19 protein-coding genes are annotated in these 25655 nt (G+C 69.6%); 9 read left to right on the forward strand and 10 right to left on the reverse strand.

Going from position 1 to position 25655, the window contains the following annotated elements; all coding sequences use genetic code 11:
- Window positions 1–162: 162 nt before the first annotated feature.
- Window positions 163–921: a hypothetical protein gene (locus tag KF837_38480; GenBank protein MBX3233275.1), complete on the reverse strand. Its 759-nt coding sequence runs from the start codon at window positions 919–921 to the stop codon at window positions 163–165.
- A gap of 111 nt (window positions 922–1032) precedes the next feature.
- Here KF837_38480 and KF837_38485 point away from each other — a divergent pair, with 111 nt between their 5' ends.
- Window positions 1033–2580, forward strand: coding sequence for an ATP-binding protein (locus tag KF837_38485; GenBank protein ID MBX3233276.1), 1548 nt, complete (start codon window positions 1033–1035; stop codon window positions 2578–2580).
- On the opposite strand, the gene KF837_38490 is transcribed toward KF837_38485, so the two are convergent.
- Window positions 2581–4182: a VanW family protein gene (locus KF837_38490; GenBank protein ID MBX3233277.1), complete on the reverse strand. Its 1602-nt coding sequence runs from the start codon at window positions 4180–4182 to the stop codon at window positions 2581–2583.
- Between the two features lie 133 nt (window positions 4183–4315).
- Between KF837_38490 and KF837_38495 the strand changes: the two genes are divergently transcribed.
- A complete protein-coding gene (locus tag KF837_38495; GenBank protein MBX3233278.1) occupies window positions 4316–6049 on the forward strand; it encodes a protein kinase in 1734 nt (577 codons plus the stop codon).
- Here the strand turns inward: KF837_38495 and KF837_38500 are convergent.
- The gene (locus tag KF837_38500) at window positions 6018–6935 is read right to left on the reverse strand and encodes a site-specific DNA-methyltransferase (protein ID MBX3233279.1); all 918 of its coding nucleotides are present in this window, start codon (window positions 6933–6935) and stop codon (window positions 6018–6020) included. The two genes, KF837_38495 and KF837_38500, sit on opposite strands and share 32 nt — an antisense overlap.
- Entirely contained in the window at window positions 6869–7669 is an 801-nt protein-coding gene (locus KF837_38505; GenBank protein ID MBX3233280.1) for a DUF1554 domain-containing protein, read from the reverse strand. The genes KF837_38500 and KF837_38505 overlap by 67 nt, the downstream gene beginning before the upstream one ends.
- 66 nt (window positions 7670–7735) lie before the next feature.
- Here KF837_38505 and KF837_38510 point away from each other — a divergent pair, with 66 nt between their 5' ends.
- The 4 genes from KF837_38510 (at window position 7736) to KF837_38525 (ending at window position 11270) form a co-directional block, all read left to right on the forward strand.
- The gene (locus KF837_38510; protein ID MBX3233281.1) at window positions 7736–8932 is read left to right on the forward strand and encodes a phosphoenolpyruvate kinase; all 1197 of its coding nucleotides are present in this window, start codon (window positions 7736–7738) and stop codon (window positions 8930–8932) included.
- A 5-nt stretch (window positions 8933–8937) separates the two neighbouring features.
- Window positions 8938–9558, forward strand: coding sequence for a CAP domain-containing protein (locus KF837_38515; protein MBX3233282.1), 621 nt, complete (start codon window positions 8938–8940; stop codon window positions 9556–9558).
- Window positions 9559–9677: 119 nt separating this feature from the next.
- A complete protein-coding gene (locus tag KF837_38520) occupies window positions 9678–10535 on the forward strand; it encodes a hypothetical protein (protein ID MBX3233283.1) in 858 nt (285 codons plus the stop codon).
- A 33-nt stretch (window positions 10536–10568) separates the two neighbouring features.
- Window positions 10569–11270 (forward strand): YbhB/YbcL family Raf kinase inhibitor-like protein, encoded by a 702-nt coding sequence (locus KF837_38525; protein ID MBX3233284.1) that lies wholly within the window; start codon window positions 10569–10571, stop codon window positions 11268–11270.
- A gap of 610 nt (window positions 11271–11880) precedes the next feature.
- Here the strand turns inward: KF837_38525 and KF837_38530 are convergent.
- The 3 genes from KF837_38530 to KF837_38540 form a co-directional block, all read right to left on the reverse strand.
- The gene (locus tag KF837_38530; GenBank protein MBX3233285.1) at window positions 11881–12459 is read right to left on the reverse strand and encodes a transposase; all 579 of its coding nucleotides are present in this window, start codon (window positions 12457–12459) and stop codon (window positions 11881–11883) included.
- A gap of 885 nt (window positions 12460–13344) precedes the next feature.
- Window positions 13345–13881, reverse strand: coding sequence for a hypothetical protein (locus KF837_38535; GenBank protein MBX3233286.1), 537 nt, complete (start codon window positions 13879–13881; stop codon window positions 13345–13347).
- Window positions 13878–15380, reverse strand: a complete 1503-nt coding sequence (locus tag KF837_38540; protein ID MBX3233287.1) for a hypothetical protein — start codon at window positions 15378–15380, stop codon at window positions 13878–13880. Before KF837_38540 ends, KF837_38535 begins: the two co-directional genes overlap by 4 nt.
- A gap of 53 nt (window positions 15381–15433) precedes the next feature.
- Between KF837_38540 and KF837_38545 the strand changes: the two genes are divergently transcribed.
- Entirely contained in the window at window positions 15434–18235 is a 2802-nt protein-coding gene (locus KF837_38545) for a hypothetical protein (protein MBX3233288.1), read from the forward strand.
- Between the two features lie 34 nt (window positions 18236–18269).
- Here the strand turns inward: KF837_38545 and KF837_38550 are convergent, their stop codons facing one another.
- Window positions 18270–21836, reverse strand: coding sequence for a hypothetical protein (locus KF837_38550; protein MBX3233289.1), 3567 nt, complete (start codon window positions 21834–21836; stop codon window positions 18270–18272).
- On the reverse strand, window positions 21836–22801 hold the full coding sequence (locus KF837_38555; GenBank protein ID MBX3233290.1) for an ABC transporter ATP-binding protein: 966 nt from the start codon (window positions 22799–22801) through the stop codon (window positions 21836–21838). Before KF837_38555 ends, KF837_38550 begins: the two co-directional genes overlap by 1 nt.
- Window positions 22802–22918: 117 nt before the next feature.
- Between KF837_38555 and KF837_38560 the strand changes: the two genes are divergently transcribed.
- Window positions 22919–23155, forward strand: a complete 237-nt coding sequence (locus tag KF837_38560; GenBank protein MBX3233291.1) for a hypothetical protein — start codon at window positions 22919–22921, stop codon at window positions 23153–23155.
- Between the two features lie 107 nt (window positions 23156–23262).
- Entirely contained in the window at window positions 23263–23484 is a 222-nt protein-coding gene (locus KF837_38565) for a hypothetical protein (GenBank protein ID MBX3233292.1), read from the forward strand.
- Window positions 23485–24514: 1030 nt separating this feature from the next.
- On the opposite strand, the gene KF837_38570 is transcribed toward KF837_38565, so the two are convergent.
- Complete coding sequence (locus KF837_38570) at window positions 24515–25645, reverse strand: type IV pilus twitching motility protein PilT (protein ID MBX3233293.1); 1131 nt, start codon at window positions 25643–25645, stop codon at window positions 24515–24517.
- Window positions 25646–25655: the final 10 nt, after the last annotated feature.

Consider the following 25655-nt stretch of genomic DNA (forward strand, 5'->3'; position numbering starts at 1 on the left):
CGCCGCGGAGGCGGACGCCGCCGGCTCGGGGGCGGCGAACGCGGGCGTCGCCACGAGCGCGGCTACGAGCGGCAGGAGGACAAACGACGGCCTCATCCGCGGATCATGTGCATCGGTGCGCGGAGGCGTCAAATATGCGGCGCCTCTCGCGAGTCGCTCGGATCACTCGGCGGTGACGAGGATGTCGTCGATCCAGTACTCCACGGTGCCCGGGCTCTCCTCCGCCCACGGCATGCCAATCGCGGCGTAGCGCTCCTGATCGCGCGGCTCGAACGGGACGTTCTCGCGCCCCTTCGGCGGCGCGCCGTCGATCGAGATCTCCGCCTTCAGAGAGGCGACCCCTTGCATCATGACGCGCATCGTGACCCGTTGCCATACGCCCGGCGTGACGTCGGCGATGTGGAGCGGCGGGCCGAGGTCCCCCGGCGCAGCGTGAAACCGAACGGTCAGCGCCGGCTTCCCCCCGAAGTGCTCGATGTCGAGGTGCGTGTTGCGTCCGCCGACGTTGATCCCGGCGATCTCGTTGCGATGCGCGGGCTCCTGCGGCGCGGCGACGACGCGGAGCTCGAACGAGAGCGTGTAGGCGGAGGCGTCCTTGGGAGACACGTCGAACACGTCGCGCAGCACAGACCTGCCGTGGATCGAGACCCTCCCGACGTTCCCTCGTCCCGGATCCCCCGACGGATGCCTGACGACGACCCCCTCCTCCGGGACGCTCTCCCATCCCGGGTGACGGTCGCCCTCGAAGTCCTCGCACGCCACGTGTCTCGCGGCCGTCATGCAAAACGACGCGTCCCGCGGCGCGGCGTCCGCGATCGACTGAACCCCCGCGTCGACGGGCGCCTTCTCCTCGACCGGCGGCGGCTCGCTACCGAACGGCGCGCACGCGCCGAGCACCGCGACGAGGACGGAGAGACGCATGGGTAGAGCCTACTTCCCTCCGACCGCGCGACCAGTAGGCAATTCTGCCAGTAGGCAATTTTGCCAGTAGGCAACCTTGCCTACCTGACGACATCGGGTAAGGTCGAGCGTGTGTTCCGCTCGAATGCGCCGGTGACGGCGACCGCGTTCCATGATCGGCAGACCGAGCTGGCCGGCCTCCTCGACGCGTTCGAGGCGCTGCGCCAGGGTGCGCCGCGCTGGCTCGCCATCGTCGGACCGCGCAAGGTCGGCAAGACCAGCTTGCTGCTGGAGGCCTCGCGCCGGTCGCCCAGCGGCGTGCACGTGGCGCTGCTCGACGTCTTCGAGCGCGCCCCGCTCGATCTCGACGTGTTTCGGCTGCTCGCCGCGCGGGCGCTGGACGCGCTGCTCGCGGAGGAGGCGGGCGCCTCGTTTGCCCGCCGGCTCCACACGCCGGCGGAGTTCCGCGCGCTCCTTCACAAGACAGGCTCGCTCCGGAACGCGAGCGCCGATCTCCATTCCGATCTGGACCGGCTCCCGGACGAGCCGGCCACCCCCGACGCCGTGCGGCGCTGGCTGCATCTGCCGGAGGAGCTCTGCGCGCTCCTCGACCGCAAGCTGGTGCTCGCGATCGACGAGGTGCAGGAGCTCGGCTCGCTCAGCCGGTTCGAACCGTTCGTCGCGATGCGCGCGGCGTGGCAGCGGCACGAGCGCGTCGCGTACGTCATCTCGGGCTCGGCAGAGAGCACGCTGCGCGAGCTCGTGACGGCGCGCCACTCGCCGTTCTTCCAGCACTTCACGCTCTTCGAGCTCGGCCCCTTTCACCCCGCCGACGCGATCAAGCTCCTCGTCGACGCGGCGCCGCCCGACCGTCCGATCCCCAAGGCGATCGCCGCGCGGCTCGTCGAGGTCATCGGCACGCACCCCTTCTACCTGCAGATGGCGGGGGAAGCGCTCGTGACCGAGCCGCCTCCGTACGACGACGAGAGCCTCAAGGCGATGGTTCAGGCGCTCGTCTTCTCGCGCACCGGCCGGCTCGCGCTGTACTTCGAGAACGAATACGCCCGCGCGGTCGGCAAGGCGACGACCGCCGCCGCGACGCTCGCGGCGGTCGCGGAGCTCGGGCCCACGCGAATGACGGACGTGGCGAAGGCGATCGGCGCGTCGACGGCCTCGACCGCTCGCTACCTCGAGCGCCTGGGAGACACCATCGTCCGCGCCGACGACGGACGTTACTCCCTCGCCGATCCGCTCTTCGGCTCGTGGGTGCGCTGGCGCGGCCCCGGCGGCACGGTCGTGCCGATGACGATCGTCGGCGACGAGGCCGAGCAGGCCGTGGCCCGGCACCTGTCCGATCTCGGCTTCGATCTCGTCTACCAGTCGCGTGCGTCGCGCGGCGCGTTCGACCTGCTCGCGCTGCGCGGGCACGAGCAGCTCGGCCTCCAGGTGAAGCGCGCCGCGCCGCCGCTGCGCTTCGCGAACGCCGACTGGAAGCGCATGGAAGCCGACGCCCAACGGTTCGGCTGGCGCTGGGCGATCGCTTCGGTGGACGCCGCGGGAGAGGTCAAGATGCTCGATCCCGCGAAGGCGACCCGCGGCCGAGAGCGGCGCCTCGCGCAGGCCGCCGTCATCGAGAACCTGCTGCGCTGGCTCGATCGTCCGTCCAAGCACCGGCGATGATCAGCGACGGAGGTGGAGCGTCTTCGACGGGTCGCGCTGCTGCGCGGTCGGGGCGTGCGCGCCGGGGGCGTCGACGAACTCGATCTCGCTCTCCGGCTTGCTCGTCATGTCCGGATCCACCGCCGCGGTCGGATCGGTGCCGGGCGCCGTCGGCGTGCTCGCCTCCGGCGGCGCCGGGGCCGGGTTGCCGCCGAGCTCCTCGTCCTCCTCCGGCAACGAGGGGAGCTGCGCGACGTCGAAGCCGACCGGGACCTTGTAGATCTCGGTCGTCGGCGGGTACTGGTCCTTCTCCTCCGTCTTCCGCTTCGTCCCGTTCGCGTACGTGAACGTGCGCGTGATCTTGATCTTGTAACCCTTGATGCCGTGCTGCTTGACGACGACCTTCTTGCCGGAGAGCGTCGGGTCCTCCTCGATCTTCCGCTTGTATGGGATCGTCTCGTCGACCTCGCGGCTGAAGCCGACCTTCACCGGCTTCTCCTTCCCGAGCAGCTCGACGCGCAGCTTGCCGCCGACCGTCTTGGCGTGGACGACGACGGGAAACGGATGCGGGTTCCGGACCTTGAGGTCGACCGCCGGATACACGACGGTGGAGTCGAGGCCCATCGGGATGTACGCGCTCGGACGCGAGTGCGGCAGGCGCTCGAGCACGTCGAAGCCGCCGAAGAAGATCGCGGCGTGGAACGTCGACGCGACCTGGCACGTGCCTCCGCCGATCCCCTCGACCATCTCGCCCTTGAAGATCTCCCAGCTCTTCTCGAAGCCGTTCGACTCGCTGCGCTCGCCGATGACCTCGTTGAAGCTCACCATCTCGCCGGGCGAGATGACGAGGCCGTCGAGCTTCTGCGCCGCGTTGTCGATGTTCTTGCCGCGCCTCGACTGATCGCCCGAGCGCGAGAAGAACGTCTCGTACTCCGCGACGACGGCGGAGATCTCGAGGCTCTTCAGGAACGCGGAGGAGACGCGCGGCACGAACGATCGCGTCGGCAGCGTGATCGCGACCGCGTCGGCGCCGCGGGCCGCGCGCGCGGTCTCCTCGATCGCGGCGAGCGTCTCGTCCGCGTCGATGTAGTGGCCGTCGCGCTCCGCGATCGTCTCGTGCTTGTCGAGGTCGAGCCGCGCCGAGACCGGCTGCGTGTCCTCGACCTCCTTCAGCGCGACGAGGCGCGAGAGCGCGGCCTCGCGATCGAGCGAGACGAAGAGCGGCACGTCGACGCGCCCCTCGCGGGCCTCGTCCGCCGCGTACGCGCGGCCGAGCACGTCGCCGTCCTTCCCCACCCGCTCCGCGAACGCCGCGGAGCGCGCGGTGTCGACGCGGACGCCGAGCTCTCCGAGCGTGCCTTCGAGCACCGACTTGCCGCCGAGGTGGAGCGACACCTTGCGCGCGAGGAGCGCCGTCGCGCGCTCGTCCGCGAACGCCTTCGGATCGGCGCCGGCGGGCAAGGTGACGCCGTCGATCTTCACGCCGGGGAGCACGCGCGCATCCGGGAACCAGCGGCCCTTCGCGGCGAAGGCGCCCGCGCCCAGCGCCGCGAACATCGCGGCCGCGAGGCCGATCCGGAGGCCCCATCGGTGCGGCCGCCGTGCAGGCGGAACGTATCGCACCGCCGGAGGACCGGGCGGCGGAGGGACGTAAGGGCTCGGAGGATCGGGGAAATGCATGTCCGAGAGGAAACGCCGCTCGAAGTATCCGTCATCCAGCGGCAAATGGGAAAGAGGCGCGTATGCTTGACCGGCCGTGAAGACGTGTCCGCAGTGCAAGATGCGGTACCCGAACGAGGCGACGTATTGCTTCGTCGAGGGGTCCGATCTGATCACACTGCCGGACCCGCGCCTAGGCACGCTGCTCGCCGGCCGCTACGTCATCGAGGAGGTGGTCGGCGAGGGCGGCATGGCGACCGTGTACCGCGCCCGGCACAAGCTCACCGACAAGCTCGTCGCGGTGAAGATCATGAACCCGATGCTCGCGACCGATCCGGTCGTGCGCGAGCGCTTCCGGCGCGAGGCGCGCTCCGCGCAGCGCCTCACCCACCCGAACATCATCGAGATCTTCGACCAGGGCGACACCGAGGACGGCACCGCCTACATGGTGATGGAGCTGCTCCAGGGCGAGTCGCTCGCGCCCGTCATCGCGCGCGGTCCGCTCGAGGTCGACCGCGCGATCCACGTGATGATCCAGATCGCCCGCGGCGTCGCGCGCGCGCACGACCTCGAGATCATCCATCGCGACATCAAGCCGGAGAACATCTTCCTCGTCCGGCGCGAAGACGGCTCCGACCTCGTGAAGGTGCTCGACTTCGGGATCGCGAAGTCGCGCCAGGACTCGCGCCTCACCACCCAGGGCGAGCTCTTCGGGACGCCGCAATACATGGCCCCGGAGCGCATCACCGGGAAGGGCGACGGCGGCCCGAGCGACATCTACGCCCTCGGCGTCGTGTTCTTCGAGATGCTCACCGGAGAGCTGCCGTTCAGCGCGCCCGACGTCGCGACGTTCTTCGTGAAGCACATGGAGGAGCCGCCGCCGCCGGTGCGCTCGCTCAACGCGCGTGTCCCCGAGCGGCTCGACGTGCTCGTTCAGCGCATGCTCGCGAAGTCGCCGTCCGACCGCCCCGTCGACGCGCACCGCGTGCACCAGGACCTCCTCGAGATCATCAAGGAGCGCGAGGCCGCGCCGCCGCCCTCCGCCGACGAGGAGATGGCGCACTCGGTCGCGCCGGTCACGCTCGCGGCCGGTCCGGCCGATCAGTGGGCGCGCCGCGTGTTCGTGCTCGAGCAGATGCTCTCGCTCGCGTTCGGCGCGAAGGAGTCGGCGCCGGGCGAGCTGACCGAGCTCCTCGAGCGCGCGAACGGCCTCGTCCGCGAGATCGTCGAGCGCCGCCTCGAGGCGTTCAAGTCGCAGGAGAAGCTCGAGCACATCGACGCGAAGGGCCGCGACAAGCGCGCGCAGCTCGGCTTCGCGGTGGACCAGCTCGGCGTCGACGCGTCGAAGGCGAAGGAGGACGTGCGCACGGCGCGCGAGACGCTGAAGCGCACGGAGGAGGAGACGAAGACCGCGCGCGAACGGTTCGAGGCCGCGCACAAGGAGGCGCTCTTCTGGGAAGGCCGCTGCGGCTTCATGGAGCCGTCCGCCGACCTCGCGCAGGCCTACCGCGCCATCGCGGACGCGGTCGACGAGTGGATCGCGCTCCAGGCCGAGGCGCGCCGCACGCAGGAGCACGTCGAGACGTCGGAGCGCACCGCGAACGACCTCGACTTCCAGCTCCGCGAGCTCCGCGGCGCGCTCGGCGCGCACGAGCAGGAGCTCGACGAGGAGCGGGCCAAGCTCGAAGGCGCGATCCACGAGCAAGGCAAGGAGGCCGAGCGCCTCGAGGGCGAGCTCCTCGAGCTCACCGCGCGCTTCTGCCGTCCGCTCCGCGCGCGCCCGGAGCTCGCGCCGCTCTTCAAGGAGCTCGAGCTGGACGTCGCCGCGTGATCTCGACGTTCGGCGCGCCCCCGAAGCGCCGCGCCATCACCGCGATCGCCTCGGGGTTCTCGTCGACGAGGAGGAACGTGCAGCCGTGCTCGAGCGCGGCCGCGCCCGCGGTGCCGGTGCCGGCGAAGAAGTCGAGGACGACGCCGCCCTTCGGCGCCGACGCGCGCACGACGCGACGAAGGACGCCGAGCGGCTTCTGGGTCGGGTAGCCGAGCTTCTCTTTCCCCGTCGGCGACACGATCGTGTGCCACCACGTGTCGGTCGGGAGCTTCCCCGCCGCCGCCTTCTCCTCACCGACGAGCTCCGGCGCCATGTACGGGATGCGATCGACCTCGGCGGTGTCGAAGTGGTAACGCGCCGGGTCCTTCGCGAAGAACAGGATGTTGTCGTGCTTCGCCGGCCAGCGTTTGTTGGTGCGCGAGCCGTAGTCGTAGGCCCAGATGATCTCGTTGATGAACGAGGCGCGCCCGAAGATCCGATCGAGGAGCACCTTGCAGTAGTGCACCTCGCGGTAGTCGATGTGGAAGTAGAGGCTCCCCGTCGGCTTGAGGACGCGGTGCGCCTCGCGGAGGCGCGGCTCGAGGAACGCGAGGTAGTCGTCGAAGACGTCGACGTACCTCGCGTCGTCGGCCACGCGCTCGGTGCGGTAGCGCCGACCGCCGAACCCGGTGCGGTCCCCCTCCTCGTCGCGGACGGCCTTCAGCCGATCGCGCCGCTGGACACGGCCCGTGTTGAACGGGGGATCGACGTAGATCAGATCGATCGACGCGTCCGGCAGCTCTCGAAGCACGTCGAGGCACTCGGCCTCGACGATCCGACTCAGTCCTTCGCGAAGCAGTAGATGCGACCCTGACTCTTGCGCGCCGCCTGCCCCTGGACGGTGCAGTTGGAGGTCGGCGAGCCGTTGCCGGTGAAGTTCCAGGCCGAGCCGATCTGCGGGTTCGTCTCCGGCGCCGCGCTTCCGAATCCGGTCTGGTTGCCCTGGTTCGCCGTCCAGTTGTTGCAGTGGGCGTTGCCGCGGCGCGTCCCGTCGAGGAGCGATCCGGTGAGGATCCACTGCCCCTCCGCCGGGATCGCGTTGCCCTTCTCGTCGACGAGGAGGTCGCTCTTGATGACCAGCTGACCCGTCACATCCTCCGGCGTGTGCAGCGTCTCGACGTTCGTCGCGACCACGACGCCCTTCTGGTTCTGCCACGGCCCCGGACCGATGCGGTCCTTCGCGTTTTCGTTGGCGGTGCTGAGGTACGCGGCCCATGTGTGATCGTCGCCCTTGATCGGCGCGGCAGCCGCGAGCTCCTTGCACTTCGCGTCGGCGCCGGTGATGCCACCGAGGTTACCGCCGGTGCCGGCGGGGACGCTCGTCACGAAGAAGGTCATCGACGACTTCGGCGGGGGTGGCGGGGGCGTGTCGTCGACGACCGGGGGCGGCGTCGTGACGGGCGCCTCACCGGTCCCTTCCGGTTTCTTGTCGGTGTCGTCCTTCTCGTCGTCGTCGTCACCGAGGGTCGTTCCCCCCGGCTCCTCCTCGTCGGTGGGCGGGGTCTCCGTTGCCCTGGAACAACCCTGACCCAGGGCGAAAACCGCTGTAACACCGAGGAAACAGACAAGGCGCAACCGCATCATCCCGAGCTCCTTTGCCGACACAGAAAGATATAGGCAAGCAGTGCGCCTACACTAGTCGCCTGTATGGCTCTTCCTGCCTCCACCGTCGCCGCGATCTCGGAGCGCCTCTTTCGCGGAGCCTCCGCCCCTGGATCGCCGCCGCCCCGCCCTCTCCATGTCCTCTACGGAGGCGCCCACCTCTTCTCGCGCGGCACCGTCGAGAAGCTCGGGGCGCGGGCGCGCGAGTCGATGGACCGTCACGGCGAGGACGCGCGCGCGTTCGGCGAGGCGATCGGCCTGACGGATCCGGAGAGCGCCGAGCGCGTCGCCGCGCGTGTCCGCGCGAAGCTCGCGACGTCGGCGATCGATGCACTCTGCATTGATTTCGAGGACGGCTACGGCCCGCGGAGCGACGAGGAGGAAGACGCGGACGCCGCGCGCACGGCGGCGGAGCTCGCGGCGGCGCCGGCAGCAGGCCCGGTCATCGGCATTCGCGTCAAGTCGCTCTCGCCCGCGACGTTCGCGCGCGCGGTCCGCACGCTGGAGATCTTCCTCGACGCGGCGCCGGCGCGGCCCGGCTTCACCGTGACGTTGCCGAAGGTGACGCGCGGCGAGGAGGTGCACGCGCTCGTGGAGCTGCTCGACGCGCTCGGCCGGCGCGAGGTCGGGATCGAGCTGATGATCGAGACGCCGGCCGCGCTGCGCGACGTACGCGCGCTCGTCGACGCGGGAGGAGGTCGTGTCGTCGCGGTCCACCTCGGCGCCTACGACCTCACCGCCGAGCTCGGCGTCGGCGCACGCGATCAGTCGCTCGATCATCCGTACAACGAGCTCGCGCGCATGACGCTGAAGCTCGCGCTGCCCGACGTCGGCGTCTCCGACGGCGCGACGACGACGCTGCCGACCGGCGGCGACACCGCCGCGGTCCATCGCGCGTGGAGGCTCCACGCCGCGAACGTGCGGAGCGCGATCAAGCTCGGGATCTGGCAGGGCTGGGACCTCCATCCCGCGCAGCTCCCCGCGCGCTGGGGCGCGGTGTTCGCGAGCTTCCTCGAGGAGCGCGCGCCGCTCGCGGCGAGGCTCGCGGCGTTCGTGGCGCGGGCGACGCAGGCGTCGCGCGTCGGTCAGGACTTCGACGACGCGGCGACGGCGCAGGCGATCGTCGCCTTCTTCCGCCGCGGCCTCGCGTGCGGCGCCCTCGACGACGCCGACCTCGCCGCGACGACGCTGACACGCGCGGACCTCGACAAGTCCTTCGCCGAGATCGCGCGGTCGAGATGAAGCGGGTGCTCTTGCTTCTCGTGCTCGTGCTCGTGCTCGTGGCGTGCGGCGGCGGCGGGCCGAACGCGCCTTCTGGGGGCGGCGCGAACGTCGAGGAGCGGGTCGTGATCGAGAAGCTGCCCGACGGCACGATCAAGAAGACGACGATCCGGACGACGAAGCGCACGGTTCCGATGGCCCCGCCGCCCGCGCGCCCCGCCGATCCGTACCCCGCCGATCCGCTCGTTCGCTACAACGTCGAGCGCGTGAACGCGTACCGCGCGCGGAAGGGCCTCCCACCGCTGCTCTACGATCGGAAGATCAGCGAGCTCGCGCTCCGCGGCTCGCAGCAGCTCGCGAGCGATCACCGCCCGCACGCGCACTTCGCGGCGCACGCGAAGGGCGCGCCGGGCTTCGGCTCGCGCGCGGCCGAGAACCAGGGCGACGAGAACGGCGTCCCGGTGCTCGATCCCAACCCGACGAAGAACGGCCAGCGCCAGATCGACGCGATGCTCGAGCTCATGTTCGCGGAGGGCCCCGGCGGCGGCCACTACGACAACATGATGAGCAAGGAGCTCCGCCGGATAGGGGTGGGGCTCTTCAACTCAGCCGGTCGGCTCTACATGACCAACGATTTCTCGGATTAAATCGCGAACGTACGCGCATCTCGCACCATGTGCCGACGAACCGAAGAGACGCATGGGAGGCGCCCGATCCACCCTCATCGGGTGAAGAATCAGGGTTCGAGGAACGTAGGAGAGCGGTGATGGAAGCGGACCAGATCACGGCGTGCGAAGAGTGCGGTGTCGTCCTGCCGCCGTTCGTCGACGGCTCCACGAGCTGCCCGACGTGCGGGCTCGAGCATCTCGCGAGCACGGGGGAGTTCGCGGCGCTCACGGAGCGCACGCTCCCGGTCGACCGCCCGAGCCACGCGGGCGAGGACGCGGCGCGCATCGCGATGACGGAGAAGGCGATCGTGGAGCTGCTCCGCCGCCAGCTCGGCGTGCTCGGCACCGTCTTCGTCGCGCCGGACGTCCCCGCGCGCAAGGAGGCCGCCGCGCGCCGCGCGCACGTCGTGCACCTCCCCTCCCCCGAGAAGCTCCTCGCGCTCTACGACGCGACGATGCTCGGCAGCGGCGAAGAGGGCTTCATCGTCACCACGCGCCGCCTCTGCTGGAAGAACGTCGGCGCGCCGGCCTGCTCGATCCAGTGGCGCGACATCGATCCCGATCGCCTCTTCATCGACGGCCGCCGCCTCTTCGTCGACGACGAGGCGATCACGATCGACGACGAGGACGTGCTCGACGCGAGCATGGACGCCTTCCACGTCCTCGCGCTCTCCGCGCGCCCGCAGGCCTCCGGCCACATGCCGGTCGCGAGCGTCGTGCCGGCCGAGAGCAGCCCGACGACGTCCGCCTGGTTCGCCCGCGCCGCCGCCCCGGCAGGCACGCCGCCGCCGCCGCACTCCACGTCGTACCTCGGCTACGCTTCGCGCGTGGAGACGAAGACGCCGGCGTGCAAGTGCTGGCACTGCCACACGCCGCTCCACGAGACGACGCCGCAATGCGGCTACTGCGGCGCGATCCCGAAGAAGAAGACGGGCTGGCTCAAAGCCACGGGCTGACGCGCCCACGCCGCTCGCGTGTATCCTCACGGGATGCGTTTCATCCATGGGGTTTGTGGATCGTTGGTGGCGATCGCGGCGCTCTCCACGCTCTCGGCGGCGTGCGGTGACGACGACGCGCCGAGCGGCTCGAGCACGTCGAGTACCTCGAGCTCCTCGAGCACGTCGAGCAGCTCCGGCAGCTCGGGCAACGCCAGCTCCAGCAGCTCGGGCGGCGACGGGAGCGACGCCGGCGAAGAAGCGTCGTCGAGCACGTTCGCGCTCACGAGCCCGGCGTTCCAGGAGGGCGGCGACATCCCGAAGGAGCACTCGTGCGACGGAGCGGGCGAGTCGATCCCGCTCGCGTGGAGCGGCGCGCCCGCCGGCACGAAGAGCTTCGCGATCGTGATGCGTGACAAGACGTTCGAGAACGGCGGCAACAACTACCACTGGGTCCTCTGGGACATCCCCGCGTCGACGACGTCGCTGCCGAAGGGGATCGCGAAGACGGCGAGCCCGGACCCGCCCGGCGGAGGCGCGAAGCAAGCGAAGTGGAGCTTCGGCGAGGAGCTCGGCTACGGCAACATGTGCCCCATCTCAGGCCCGCCGACGCACACCTACGAGCTCACGCTCCTCGCGTTCACCGACGCGAGCATCCCCGTCGAAGGCGCCACCGACCCCAAGGACATCGACGCCCTCCTCCAGGCGAAGAAGGCCGGCAGCGCATCGCTATCAGGAAAGTACACGAAGCAGTAACGGACGCCGCGACCTCCAACGCCGAGCTGAACGCTTCGTAACGGACGCTCCGCCCCTTCGCGCCCCACCCTCCGAACACCGACACGACACGAACACGAACACGCAAACCGCACCGGCCAACGCCGACGCGGGCCCTCACCCGCGCGGTAGCGAGCCCCTCCCACGCCGTATCCGAGCACCGAACACCGACGCGACCACGCGAAACCCGCACCGCCCGAACGCCGACGCAGCTCGCCGACGCGAGCGAGGCATTCACCCACGCCGTATCCGAGCACGCGAAACCCGCACCGCCCAAACGCCAACGCAGTTCACCGACGCGAGGCCCTCACCCGGCCATAGCGAGGCTCTCACGCGCGCAGCTGGCGAATTCGCCCACGCCGTAGCGAAGCTCTCACTCGCGCAGCTGGCTCACCCGCACCATAGGAGGCTCTCACGCGCGCAGCTGGCGAGCTCACCCGCGCGCGCAGCTAGCGAATTCACCCACGCTGTAGCGAGGCTCTCACGCGCGCAGCTGGCGAGCTCACCCGCGCGCGCAGCTAGCGAATTCACGCACGCCGTAGCGAGGCTCTCACGCGCGCAGCTGGCGAATTCACGCGCTGTAGCGAGGCTCTCACGCGCGCAGCTGGCGAGGCACGGAAGGGAGCTCGTGGAAGCCGATCGGGCCGCCGCCGCGGAGCCAGCCTTCTGCTGCGAGCCACGTTTGCGGCGGCGCGGTCGGAGGTGATGCTCGTGCGCCGCGAGCGCGGGCGAATGCGGCGGGCGGCGGCCGTGCGATGGGGTGCCAGCCGTCGAACCATGCCGCGGAGGTCATCGTGTCGAGCTCGAACGTCGCGTTCGTGGCGCGCGCGTGCTCGATCGCGTGCTTCCGCGTGTTGAAGAAGAGATACACGAGGACGTTGCGCGTCTCCGTCGGCGAGGTGAGCTCGCGACGGTGGTGGCGATCACGAAAGAGCGAGCCGTGGCGGCGCGCGACACGATTCACCGCAAACGCGATGCGCGAGAAGAGGAGCTGCAGGCGACGCGCGACCTCCTTCTTGTCTTGAGCCTCGACGAGCAGATGCAAGTGGTCGTGCTGCACGGAGTAATGCACAACGCGAACACCGCGCGCGACGCACGCGGCGATCTGGTCGACGATCGCCGCATGCACGCGCTCCGCGCGGAAGCTCGGCCCAACCGGGACGCGCTTCATCGAGACGTGCAACGGATGATCGCGATGATGCGGCTTTCGCGTCACGTGCTTCACGAACCCGATCCGCTCCGGCCGCGGAGGCCGCCCGCCCCGACCAACGCGCAACTTCTCGACGAACAGCGGAAGCTGCCCTCTTCGCTGTCGTTTCCGAGCCCTCGCCATTTGTTTAGCATAGCTATTTTTACGGCACTTGCAAGTGCATGGGGGCGTTATGCGTTCGTGGCTTGTCCGTTCGCGGGACCGAAGGAACGGGATGCTTGGGAGAACCTGTGGACAAGGCTGGAAGCGGCGGCCGGTGGGTCGTGACGCATGACCCACGAACGCGAAATATTTGGGAGAAAGTTTGGGAGAACCTGTGAACACGGCTCGAGTCTTCATCGCCCAATCGGTGTCACCGCTCTCGCGGCCAACCGCGTGAACACCTCATGGGACCAAGGCGACCGCAGCGACGTCGCGACGCCGCTTCGCCGCGGCACGCCGCTCGGAGACGCCACTCCGCCGGAGCATGCCGGGTACGCCTGGCGGAGCGGCGTATCGGGTGGAGTGGCGCCCCCGGCCGAGCGGCGTGCCCCCGCGGAGTGGCATCCCTGAAGTGAGCGGCGTGCCCCGGCGGAGCGGCGTGTCCCCGGCGGAGCGGCGTGTCCCGGCGGAGCGGCGTGCCCCGGCGGAGCGGCGTGCCCCGGCGGAGCGGCGTGCCCCGCGGAGTGGCATCCTGAAGTGAGCGGCGTGCGTGTCTGGGGTGGGGGCGCGCGGGGGTGGGGAGGGATGGCTGGTAGGTGCCGCGAGGCGTTGCGAAAGGCAGAGCCTCACAGCGCCCCTGACCGACGACGTAGCGAAAGGCCGGCTACTCGTGCTGGCCTAAGTAAGAGAAGAGACGTTTGGGAGTTAGCGTGCCGGCATCGGGGGCGGGGGCGGAGAGATGAGACCTGCGTCTTGGAGGATGTCTTCGACGCGGCCCTGGTAGGAGGCCATCTTTGGGTCGTCGCGGGTCGACATGCCTAGGGCCAGGGCGTCGGTGCGGCGGCCGACCTTCGAGAGGGCCTCGATCTTCACCATCGTCGCCTCCGGCGTGAGCGCGTTGCGGCCGGGGATGGCCTCGTAGAGGTCGATCTCGTGGAGCGCCTTCTTCGCGTCGCCGCTCGCGAGGGCCTCGCGGGCGTTCGCGACGTGCTTCGCCTCCTGCGCCAGCGTCGCCATGTTCACCGGAGGGCCGCTCGCGATCGGCGCCGCCGACGGGTCGGGGGTGGGTGGAGGCGGAGACGGCGCGCGCGGCGCCGCGGTCGTCTCGACGATGCCGCTCGAGGTGGGCTCGGCGTCGGGCGTCTTCTTGGGATCGTCTTTGCCGCCGAAGGCGATGCCCAGGATGACGGCGACGACGGCGGCGGCGGCGACGAAGGCGAGGGTCTTTTGAGTTCCGGTCATTGTTCGGGGATCGCGATGCCGATCTGCTTGCGGAGCTTCGCGTAGCGGTCCGAGACCACGAAGCTCATGAGGTCGTCCATCTGTTCGTCGAGGTGCGTCTTGTCTTCGAGCGAGAAGACGTTGTGCGCGGCGCGGAGGTCGTTCGCGAGGAGGAGGCCCGCGCGCGCGAGGGTGCGGTCGCTCGCGGTCGCCCAGCGCGCGAGGTTGGCGCGGCCGCCCTCCTCCACGAAACGGAGGAAGTGGCCGCGGAGACGATCGATCTGCGCCGGCTCGAGGATCGGCTCGATCGCCTTCGCGATCGGGACGACGAGCTGCTTCACCTGCGCCGAGAGCGGGAGGCCCGGGTTGCCGATCGAGAGCGCGGCGAGGAAGATGTCCTCGAGGCCGCGCGCCGAGGGGACGAGCATCTTCACGAAGTGCTCCTCGCGGTAGTTCGCGAGGTGGCGGCCGGCGAGGAACGCGAGCTCCGCGGCGGAGCGGCCCGAGAGCGCCTTCGCGCCGATGCGCGACGCGGGAGGCACGCCCGGCACCATCTCGACGAAGCCCTCGAAGTCCACGTCGGTGAAGAGCGCGGGCGAGTGCATGCCCAGGATCGCCGCCGCCCACGAGAAGCAGCGGACCGCCTGCACCGTCGTCGTGGCCGGGTCCTGCTTGTTCGCGGGATCGAGCTTGATGAGCTGCTTGTCGCGGCGCATCGCCGAGATGCGGCCGAGGAGGACCGCCGAGACGACGACGGAGAAGATCTCGCCGACGAGCGGCTCCTCCTCGGGATGGAAGAGGAGGCGCTTCCACGCGTCCGGCGTGACGGCGGCGGTCGGACGGATGAGCGCCGCCTCGCGGTGCCGGACGTAGACCTCCTTCTCCTCGCCCTCCGCCGCGTCGAGGTAGGCGAGGACCTGGGACACGCACCACTGGCGATCGCTGTCGCCCGCCTTCTTGTAGGCGCGGAAGAGGGCCTTCAGCGTGTCGACGTCGCGCGGGTCGTGGCGGACGCGGCGCGCGAGCTCGGCGGGATCGTCGTCGGGGATCGGGCCGCGCTGGCTCGTCGGAGGCTCGACGTCGGAGAGGTCGACCTCCACCGCCACGTGCGCGCGCGCGTCCGCGAGCTCCGTCTCGAGCTCCTTGATCCGGTCCTCGAGGAACTTGATCCGCCGCTCGAGCGCGAGGGTGCGCTGATCGGTCGGCTGCTCGAGCGGCATGATCGTCGCGGGCGGCGGCTCGTCGGTGAACGAGAGGTCCTTGATGACGATGCGATGCCGCGACTCGTACGCCGCCTGGAGCGCGCTCTCCAGCTTCCGGAGGCGCGCGCGATCGAGGCCGAGGTTGTCGGCCATCTTGTCGAGCTGGTTCCGCTCCTCCTGCGTGATGATGCCGTCCTCGATGACGTCAGCGAACAGCTCTTCGTACATCGCTTCGAGCTTGCCGTGACGCAGGTTGCCGGTGACCTCGCCCGCCTCGAAGGACGCCTGATGCTGGAACGTGGCTTCTGTTTCGCTCATCCCGACCTCACCTTTTCAGCCCCGGCCATAGTACGCTGTTTCGGCCAGGTTCGATGGGTCACGAGTCGATCGACGAGCATTACGGCCAAGCGCTGCGCAACGCCGACGTGGGGCAGCTCATCGTCGCCGCGCGCCGGTACCTCGAGGTGCGCCGCTTCGACGAGGCGCAGAGCGCGCTCCTCGCCGCCGGCCGCCTCCAGCCGCGCGAGGGCGAGGTCTATCGCTGGCTCGGTGAGGTGCTCCTCCGTCGCGGCGACGCGGAGCGCGCGGAGAAGGTCCTCGAGAAGGCGGTGATGTTCGGGTCGAGCACGAACGCGACCGTCATGCTCGAACAGGCGCGCTCCCTCATCCCCACCCAGCACGCGGCGGGAGAAGGCGCCGTCGCCGACCTCTTCGCGCAGTCGCCGATGGGGCGCGGCGGACGCGACGATCGGACCGGCCCGAGCTTCGGCTCGCGCCGCCTCGTCCCGCCGGAGTCGGACGGCGAGATCGAGACGATGATCCGGAAGCAGACGGAGCTCCGCGCGCAGATCGACGCGGTGCTCTCGGAGCCGGTCGACATCCCCGCGCCGCGCTCGAGCCGCCGCGGCTCGCAGCTCGGCGTGCTGACGCCGGACGACGAGATCGCGCTGAAGGCGCCGACCCGCGCGCTCGAGTTCGACATCCAGCCCGAGGCGATCGTCAACTCGACGGGCCCGTTCGCGCCGCCGCCCGACTCGTCGCGCTCCGTCGCGCGCACGCAGGGTGGGTTCACGCCGCCCGCGCCGTCGTCGGGGCGCATGCCCGTCGCGCCGCCGTCGTCGGGGCGCATCCCCGCCGCGCCGCCGTCGGGGCCGCAGCCGCCGCCTTCGTTTCGCCAGCCGCCGCCGTCGGATCCGATCCTGCTCGAGAGCCTCCCGCGGCCGGAGATCAAGCTCGGCGGCGCGGCGATCCCGGAGGCGCGCGACGTCCTCGACGCGCTCGAGCTCGCCGGCGTCTACGAGCGCGACGCCGTCGCGGTGCCGCAGGTGTTCCCGTGGACGAAGCCGGAGGTCGTCCGCTCGAAGAAGAGCATCGGCGTCCTCGTCGGGCTCGCGGTCGCGCTCCTCGCCGGCGGCGCGACCACGTTCGTGATGGTCACGAACGCGCGCGCGCGCGACAGGCAAGAGGCCGAGCAGCTCCTCGTCCAGGTCGACAAGGACCTCGAGCAGGCCGACGCGAAGCTCCTCGATCCGGCGGAGAAGTCGATCGCGAAGGCGTTCGAGCTCGACTCGCGCTCGCCGCACGCCGCGCTGACGTGGCTCCACGAGCGCGTCACGCTCGGCCTCCTCAAGGGCGGCGGCGACATCGCGTTCGAGGAGGCGACCGCGCGCGCGAAGGAGGTCGGCATCGAGGAGAAGCGGTACGCGTTCGCGCACGTCGCGTCGTTCCTCTTCCAGGGCGACACCGCGGGCGCGATCGCGAACGTCGCGAAGTGGGACGAGAGGAGCGGCGACGATCCGTGGTTTCACCTCGTCGCGGGCGCGACGTTCGAGCGCGCCGGCGATCCGCGCGCGCTCGAGCGCTACGCAGCGGCGGTGAAGCTCGCGCCCGACATGCTCACCGCGCAGATCCTCTTGAACCGCGCGATGGCGGTCGACGGCGACGTCAAGCGCGCGACCGAGCTCGCGAAGGAGATCCGCATCCGCCACCCGCAGCGCCTCGAGAGCGCGGCCCTCGTCGTGCTCGCGTGGGCGCGCGATCCCCGCGGCGAGCCGCCGGCCGAGACGCGCGAGGTGATCGAGCACGCCGACGCGCTCCCGCTCGCGCTGCGGAGCGTGCCGTTCGCCGCGCGCGCGGTCCTCGCGGTGCCGAAGGGGATGCAGGACGAGGCGAAGTCCTCCACCCAGAAGGGCCTCAACCTCGCCGACACGCCGGGCATGGCGACGTGGTTCGGCGGCATCGCGCTCATGACCGGCGACGAGGATCTCGCGCGCAAGGCCGCCGTCACCGCGCTCTCGTTCTCCGCCGCCTACGCGCCGGCGCGCATCCTCGCCGCGCGCGTCGCGCTCTTCGCCGCGCGCTTCGACGAGGCGCTCAAGGCGACGGAGGAGCTGCCGCAGAGCTCGCCCGAGGTCGCGCTCGTCAGCGCGGCCGCGTCGTACGAGAAGCTCGACGCGGAGCGCCTCGGCCGCTCGTTCGACGCGCTCTCGGACGAGGCGCGGAAGCACCCGTACATCGGGCCGCTCCACCGCGGACAGGCGCTTCTCGCCGGCAAGCTCGACACGTTCGCCGACGCCGCGAAGGCGCTCGAGGCCGCGCGCGACGAGGCGCCGTGGGCCGACCTCGTCTCGATCGACTGGGCGCTCGAGAGCGGCGACCTCGAAACGGCGAAGAAGATCGCGGAGGCGTGGCGCGGCGAGCCCCGCGCGATGCGGGCGGTGCGCCTCGCGCGGCTGGCGCGCTACGAGGGCAAGCTCGAGGACGCGGATCGCTTGAGCCGCATCGGCCTCGAGGCGGGCACGCCGACGCTGCGCGCGCTCGCGGAGCGCGTGTACACGTTGATCGCGCTGAAGCGCGACGCCGACGCGGCCGCGCTCTTCAAGACGTACTCGAACCTCGGCGGCCCCCTCGCGAAGTGGCTCCGCGCCTACGCCCAGGCGATCCACGGCAAGGCCGACGACGCGAAGGCGATCGTCGCGACGGAGGACCCGCCGCCGACCGCGGCCCCGATGCCGACGCGCGAGATCGCGGCGATGGCGTACGGCGCGATGAAGACGCGCAAGGCGGACGACTACGTGAAGGCGATCGTGCAAGCGGGCTTCACGAACCCAGACATGGTCTGGGCCGCGGAGCGGGTGGGGCTTCCGAAGATCGCGGCGAAGAAGCCGCGATGACGAAGAAGCGCGCCGAGCGAAGAAGCCGAGGCAGCTATTCGCTCACGGTCGTGACGTTGTCGCTGGAGTCGCGGTCGACGAGCTTGCAGAGGGGGTCGATGCCGACCTTGGTTGGCTTTTGCGGGACCGTGAAGTGGAGCTCGCTTTCGCCCTTCTTGATGCGTTGCTTCTCGGTGTGGAGGGCGTTGCCGCGTTCGTCGAGGGCGCCGACGTCGATGCTGTCTTCGAAGTCGATCTCCTGCTGCTCGCCCTTGTCGTCGCTGCGGAGCTTCTTCGCCATGACCTTCAGCGTGACGTCCCAGCCGCCGGAGGGGTTGGGCTTCATCGTCGCCGACTTTGCGCGGTTGTCGTAGAGCGTGATCGTCTCGAAGAGGTCGTCGATGAGGTACGCGAGCTCCGGCGGCGTCTCCTCGCGGAAGGCGTCGACGAGGTGCTTCGCGGTCGGGTACGGCGGGCCCTTGAAGCGCCACTCGTCGACGACCTTGCGCAGCGCGCGGTTCACGCGGTCTTCGCCGATGTAGTCCGAGAGCGCGTACATCGCGAGGCTGCCTTTTTGGTAGTGGATGTACATCTGGTTTTCGTTGTGGGCGAGCGGGCGCTCCTTCTTCTGCTCCGTGAAGCGGCCGCGGAGATAGCCGTCGAGCTCGAACTTGAGGAAGCGGCGCATCTTCTCCTTTCCGTACTTGCGCTGCATCACCATCAGCGCCGAATACTGCGCCATCGACTCGGAAGTCATCGTCGCGCCGCGGACGTTCGCGCCGACGACCTGGTGCGCCCACCACTGATGGGCAATCTCGTGGGCGGTGACGTAATACGGATAATCGACGTCGTCGGGATCGTCGTCTCGCACGCGCGCGATGAAGCCGACCGCCTCCGAATACGGGATCGTGTTCGGGAAAGACTGCGCGAAGGACTGATAGCGCGGGAACTCGAGGATGCGGGCTTGCTTGTGCTGGTAAGGGCCGAACGACTCGCTGCAGTACGCGAGGGCGTCCTTCATCCCGAGCATCATGCGGTCGAGATCGGCGGTGTGGGCGGGGTGGTAGTAGATCTCGAGGTTGACGCCGTTCCAGGTGTCCTTCTGCACCGCGTAGCGCGCGGAGAGGACGGAGAAGAAGTTCAGGATCGGTTGATCCATCACGTAACGGAAATAGCGGCGGCCGTTCTCGGTCCATTCCTTTTCGAGGTAGCCGGGCGCGATCGCGATCTGGTCGGACGTGGTGCCGACCGTCACCGCGAACGAGATGAAGTCGGAGTCCTGCCGGATGTAGTTGTGCTGCTGCTCCGTCGCGTCGTCGCGCGGGGCCATGCGCTCCTTGGCGGGGAGGTCGTAGCTCTTGCGGTCGCGGTCGCGATCGAGCTCGACGCGCTCGTTGTAGCCGACGATCGGGAGCGCGAAGTTGTTGATGAAGGAGCCGTTGCCGACCGCGCCGGTGTAGCTGCCGCCGTGGCGGATCCCCTTCGGCGCGCGCTCCATCTCGAAGGCGAGGTCCGTCTCCGCGCCCGGCTCGAGCGGCGTCGCGAGGGTGAAGGTCTTCACGCCGAGCTTCGTGTCGTCCTCGCTCGGGGCCGCGCTCGCGCCGACGCGGAGCTCGCGGAACACGGCCCGATCCTCGACGTTGATCATCACCTTCGTGATCGGCGCGCTCGCCTTGTTCTTCAGCCGGTAGGTCGCCTTCGCGACCCAGCGCCGCTCCTCGGGATAGAGCTCGATCGTGCCGTCGAAGCCGACGATGCTCGGCTGCGGCTCCGCCTGGACCGGCTTGTACTTCTTCTCGTACGCGACGCGATCGCGCTCGCCGTCCTTCGACGTCTCGAACCGATTGAGGATGTGGGTGTTGTAATAGAGAAAGCCGCCGCCGCCGAGCCAGGCCGCGATCCCGACTACCCCCAGCGCGACGGGCACCGCGCGGAGGCGGGCCCTCCCGGCGCGGGCGCGCTCCTTCAGCTTCGTGTCGCGGCCGCGCGCGAAGAGGGCATATCCGGCGACGAGGAGGACGAGCGCGAATCCCCACCAGTAGAGGCGGAACCAGCCCCACGCGCGGAACGCGGCGCCGTAGCCGTTCATGTCCGAATACGTCGTGCTCGTCTCCGAGCCGTAGCGGAACAACGGGTCCTCCACCCCCACCGCCGCGAGCACGGCGCCGAGCACGTAATAGAGCACCATCACGGCGTGCCCGACGTACTTGTGATTCACGAGCACCTGGACGAACAGCGCGAGGACGCAGGTGAGCGCCGTACCCGTGAATCCGATGACGACGAGCTCGATGAAATAGAGCCTCCACTCGATATCGAAATAGCCGCGCGCGAGCTGCGAGACGAGCGCGACGACGGCGACGATCGCCTTCACCGAGAGCGCGACGGCGAAGAGCGCGAGCACCTTCGCCACATAGGTGACCCAGGCCGGCGCGCGGGTCGCGTCGAGGACGTCTTGGACGCCGACGTCGCGCTCGCGCCACACGAGCTCGCCGGCGTAGAAGACGACGATGATGACGGTGAACAGCTTGAAGCCGCCGCTCGCGAGCTCGATCGCCTGGTACGTCACCGGAAGCGTCGCGGTCCCGAAGATCTCCTTCGCGACGAACACCACCGTCGTGCCGAGGAGCACGCCCGCGACGACGAGCGACCAGAACACGGCCGACTGCAGGATCTCGCGCACGTACGCGCGCGTGAGGAAGGCGCACGCGCGCACCCAGCCGAACGCGGACTTCGACGGCGTCACGACCACGATCGGCCCCAGCTCCGCGACCGACGGCGCGTCGTCCGACTTCTTTCCGCCCAGCTCCTCCACCGTCGTGCGGAAGCGACGCACCGCGAGCGCGAAGAGGAGCGCGCCCGCGCCCGTCCAGAGGAGCCGGTTCAGGCCGAAGACCGAGAGGAGCGGGACGAGATCGCGGTTCTGCTCGACCGGCGTCCAGTACCGGGTGGTCACACCGAAGGCGAGGAAGCCGAAGGGATCGAGGAGCGCGGCGAGGGTCTGGTTCGCGACGTCGCCGAGCACGGTCGTCGCGACGACGTAGCCGAGCACGAGGACGACCGCGCCGACGTAGACCGGCGCCATCCGCCGCGTCACCGCCGCGAGCGCGAAGAAGAGCGCGCCGGTGAAGAACAGCATCGGCCACACCTGCACGACGTACGGCCAGAGGTAGGCCGTGACCATCGTCGGCCCGAGGTTCTCGGGGTGGAGCTTCCAGATCACGATCGAGGCGGTGCCGAGGCCGAGCCCGATCGCGAGGAAGAGGAGCGCGCTGAAGACGAACGCGCCGAGGAACCGCCCGAGGAGGTAGGGCCCCTTCTTCACGTTCTTCGTGAAGATGATCATCCAGGTCCCGTGGCCGAAGTCCTGGTACGCGGCCTGCCCGAAGATCGCGGCGACGGTGAAGATGCCGAGCAGCGCGATGAGCGCGGTGTTCCCGAAGAGGAGCTGCGGGCTGTTCGCCGCGACGCGCTCGTTGCCGCTCGACACCGCGACGCTGCTGAACGCGCCGCCGCTCGCGAGCATCAGGAAGAAGCCCGACGCGAACAGGATGAGCCCGTAGACGTAGGTCGAGAGCATCTTGAGCCGGCGCACCAGCTCGAAGGAAATGAGCGCGCGCAGGATCACGACGCCGCCGTCTCCGGGCTCGCGGGAGGGGCCGCGGGCGGGGGCGCGCTCGGGCCTGCCGCGGGCGGGGGCGCGCTGGGGCCCGCCAAGGTCGGGGCGGGCAGGAGCGCGTTGAAGTAGACGTCCTCGAGGTCGGGCTCCGCCGCCTCGAAGCCGGGGCCGGGCGACCCCTCGTGGTAGACGTGCACGAGGCGCTGGCCCGCGATGCGGCGCACCGCGATGAGGCGGAACGTCTGCGCGATGCCGGCGATCTCCTCCGCGGTGACGAGCTTCTTCCAGATCCGGCCCGCGAGGGCGGCGATGACGTCGAGGGGCTTGCCGTGGAGGACGACCTTGCCTTGCGCGAGGATGGCCATGTTCTGGCAGAGGTCCGCGACGTCCGAGACGATGTGGGTCGAGAGCAACACGACGACGTCCTCGCTGATCTCGGAGAGGAGGTCGTGGAAGCGGGCGCGCTCGGCGGGGTCGAGGCCCGCGGTCGGCTCGTCGACGATGATGAGCCGCGGATCGCCGAGGAGCGCCTGCGCGATGCCGAAGCGCTGCTTCATGCCGCCGGAGTAGCCACCGAGGCGGCGGTCGCGATGTTGCCAGAGGTTCACTTTGTGGAGGAGCTGGCGGACGAGCTGGGTGCGGGGGCCGCTCTCGTGGAGGCCCTTCAGCTGCGCGAGGTGATCGAGCATGTCGATCGCGCTGACCTTCGGGTACACGCCGAAGTCCTGCGGCAGGTAGCCGAGGACCTCGCGGAGCTTGTCGGGCTCCGCGGCGATGTCGATGTCGCCGAACTTCATCGTCCCCGCGTCGATGCGCTGGAGCGTCGCGATGCTCCGCATCAACGTCGACTTCCCCGCCCCGTTCGGCCCGAGGAGCCCGAACATTCCGCGCGGAATCGTGAGGTTCACGTCATCGAGCGCCCGCACCCCATTGGGATACGTCTTCGACACGCCGCCAAGGGTGAGCTCCATGCCGCCCTTATAACCCAGACCGGCACGGCTTCTTCCGCGAGTCCTCGACCTTGTTGGAGTGGCCAGAGCTCAGCGAGCGACCTGGTTCGGATCATGGGAGAACGCTATGATCCGCGAATGGCCGCCAAACCAAGCCCGCGCGTCCAGCACATCGTAGAGGAAGCGGCCGAGCTGCTGCCCGACGAGCTCGCGGAGCTGATCGAGGCCATCCAGAGCCTCCCCCGCCGTGCGGACGCCGTGGACGAGCGCAGCGCGGTCATTGCCGAGCGTGTCGCTCGCGTGCAGGCCGGCGGCGTCACGACGCTCACGGTCGACGAAGTCGAGCAGAGTCTTCGGGCCGAGCTCGATTTCTGACGGATGGCTACGAAGGTTCTGCCGGAAGCGCGCGACGACCTCCGCGACGCGATCCGCTACTACCGCAACGTCAAACCGCCCGCGCTTGCAAGCAGCTCGCCGCACGGATGATGACGGCGTTCAAAGACGCCACCTCCCTCATCACTGAGATGCCCCTCGTTCGGCCGGAGCATCCGGACATCTCGGGCGCGCGCTACGTGTTGCTCCAACGCTTCCCGTACATGGTCTTCTACACGGTGGTCGAGAAGGACATCGTCATTGTCGCGGTCGAGTACGCGACGAGAAATTACGTCGAGCGGGTCACACGGCGCACAGAGAAGGCTCGCTGATGCCGGCGACCACGCCGTTGGGTTTGCGGCTTCGGCTGCTCACGTAGATCAAGGCGGGGCGCATGCGCGCTCGTCGTTGGGTGGTGACTCGGGGATGGAGCCTTGGCTGGGGTGCGAGCGCGATGCAGAGCCTTCCTCCCGAGTCGCGCACGCGCGAGCGAGGGGGCGAGCTCGAGCGAAGTGGACCACGCGCGGAGTAGGCCGCCGGCGCGGAGCCGGCGGCCGCTCGGCGTCGGGGTATCCGGCGGCCCCCGACGATGCGAAGGCCGAGGATGACCTCGCGCCCGCTGGCCATGGCGCTCTCGAGGCGAGCGGTGCGATTGCCCGCCCGCGCGGAGAGCCCTTCTCCGGCGTTGAGGCCGACGGAGTTGATGGCGCGCTTCATCTGGCGGCTCAGATCCGGATCCTGCCGCGCGATGGCGATGTCGTCGAGGATGCGAAGGGACATGGCGACTCCTGGCGGTAGCGCCGGGCGTCTCGGCCCGGCTTCGCCGACCCCGAGCGCAGCTTGCGTGACGCCGGCTTCGGCCACGCCCCTCACGCGAGTGCGCTCTCTGTCTTGCACGTTGTCCTCACGTCGCTGACCGGCGGCACGGCCGGCGGCGCGAATCCAGCCTTCCCACGCGGTTTCCTCCGGATTCCGGATCCGATTCCGATTCCGATTCCGCGTTCCGAGGACCGGATCCGGATCCGGTCACCGCAAATCCGCAATCCCGATCGCGGAACCGGCTTCCGGCTTCCGGATCGCGGAACCGGTAACCGGCTCCGGCTCCGGGACCAGTCCCAGATCCTGATGAAGGAGCATCGCCAGGACGTTGATCCGCGCCGGTGCGGTCGGCGTTGCGCGTGCGTGCGGGGGGTGGGGTGGTGGACTCGGGGAGGGTGCGTTGGCGGGGGTGTGGGCGTGATGTGGAGCGGAAAGGCTGATCCTCGCGACGCCGCATACCGAAGGCGTTGCGGTGGACTGGAGAGTCGTGCGCGCCTAATAAATGCACATGGATGACGCGTCGCCACCGATGTGCTGCGGCGGCTAGCGATACGGGGGCTGGGGGCGCTGTTGGCCCATGCCCATCTTGGCGGAGGCTTGTTCGATCATGCCCTTCAGCTCCTCGGGCTCGGTCGACTGGCTGATGGCCTGTTCCATCGTGATGAAACGGCGGACGTAGAGGTTCAGGAGGGACTGGTTCAGCGTCAGCATTCCGTACTTCTCTTGGCCGACCTGCATCGAGCCGTAGATCTGATGGATCTTGTTCTCGCGGATCAGGTTTCGGATCGCGACGTTCGGGACCATGATCTCCATCGCGAGGCAGCGGCCCGGCGCGCCGGCGCGGGGGAGGAGCTGCTGCGTGATGACGCCCTGGAGCACGAACGAGAGCTTGTTGCGGATCTGGTCCTGCTGGTGCGGCGGGAAGACGTCGATGATGCGGTTGATGGTGGAGACCGCGGTGTTCGTGTGGAGGGTGGCGAAGACGAGGTGACCCGTCTCGGCGATGGTCAGCGCCGCCTCGATCGTCTCGAGGTCGCGCATCTCGCCGACGAGCACGACGTCGGGGTCCTGACGGAGGACGTAGCGGAGCGCGCCCTTGAAGGTCGCCGTGTCCTGCCCGATCTCGCGCTGGTTCACGACCGCGGCCTTGTGCTGGTGCACGTACTCGATCGGGTCCTCGATCGTGAGGATGTGGACGCGCTGCTCGGTGTTGATCTTGTCGATGATCGACGCGAGCGTCGTCGACTTGCCGGAGCCGGTCGGGCCCGTGACGAGGACGAGGCCGTTCGGTTTGTTCGCGATCTCGGAGATGACGGGCGGGAGACCGAGGTCGTCGAAGGAGAGGATCTTGAACGGGATCGTTCGGATCGCGCCGGCGACGTTCGTGCGCTGGAGGAAGATGTTCGCGCGGAAGCGGGAGAGGTTCTTCACCCCGAACGCGAGGTCGAGCTCGCTGTCCTTCTCGAACTGGATCTTCTGCTCCTCCGTCATGACCGAGTAGCAGAGCTGCTTCGTGTCCTCCTTCGTCAGCGGAGGGAGCTTGAGCGGGATGACCTCGCCGTCGATGCGCAAGAGCGGCGGCACGCCCACCGTGATGTGCATGTCGCTCGCCCCCTTCTCGACCATCGCGCGAAGGAGCTGCTGGAGTCCGACCCGGGGTGCCTCTTGCGTCATCTCGACACAG

The sequence above is a fragment of the Labilithrix sp. genome, from assembly GCA_019637155.1.
Classification (GTDB): Bacteria; Myxococcota_A; Polyangia; order Polyangiales; family Polyangiaceae; genus Labilithrix.